The sequence below is a fragment of the Listeria grandensis FSL F6-0971 genome (assembly GCF_000525835.1).
Lineage (GTDB): Bacteria > Bacillota > Bacilli > Lactobacillales > Listeriaceae > Listeria_A > Listeria_A grandensis.
On record NZ_AODD01000062.1, the window covers coordinates 1 to 496 of the forward strand.

General features: G+C 51.4%; 1 rRNA gene. It reads right to left on the reverse strand.

The features are described 5' to 3' along the window. Positions 1-473 (reverse strand): 16S ribosomal RNA (locus tag PGRAN_RS15365); the annotation flags it as partial. Positions 474-496 lie beyond the last annotated feature (23 nt).

The window sequence follows — 496 nt, forward strand, 5'->3', positions numbered from 1 at the left end:
TCTTATCCTTGTTCTTCTCTAACAACAGTGCTTTACGATCCGAAAACCTTCTTCACACACGCGGCGTTGCTCCGTCAGACTTTCGTCCATTGCGGAAGATTCCCTACTGCTGCCTCCCGTAGGAGTCTGGGCCGTGTCTCAGTCCCAGTGTGGCCGATCACCCTCTCAGGTCGGCTATGCATCGTTGCCTTGGTAGGCCATTACCCTACCAACTAGCTAATGCACCGCGGGCCCATCTGTAAGTGATAGCCGAAACCATCTTTCAAACAGGCGTCATGCGACGCTTGTTATTATTCGGTATTAGCCCCTGTTTCCCGGAGTTATCCCCAACTTACAGGCAGGTTGCCCACGTGTTACTCACCCGTCCGCCACTAACGTCCGAAAGAGCAAGCTCTTTCTTCGGTTCGTTCGACTTGCATGTATTAGGCACGCCGCCAGCGTTCGTCCTGAGCCAGGATCAAACTCTCTTTCAAATAAAAGATGAATCTGAATACTT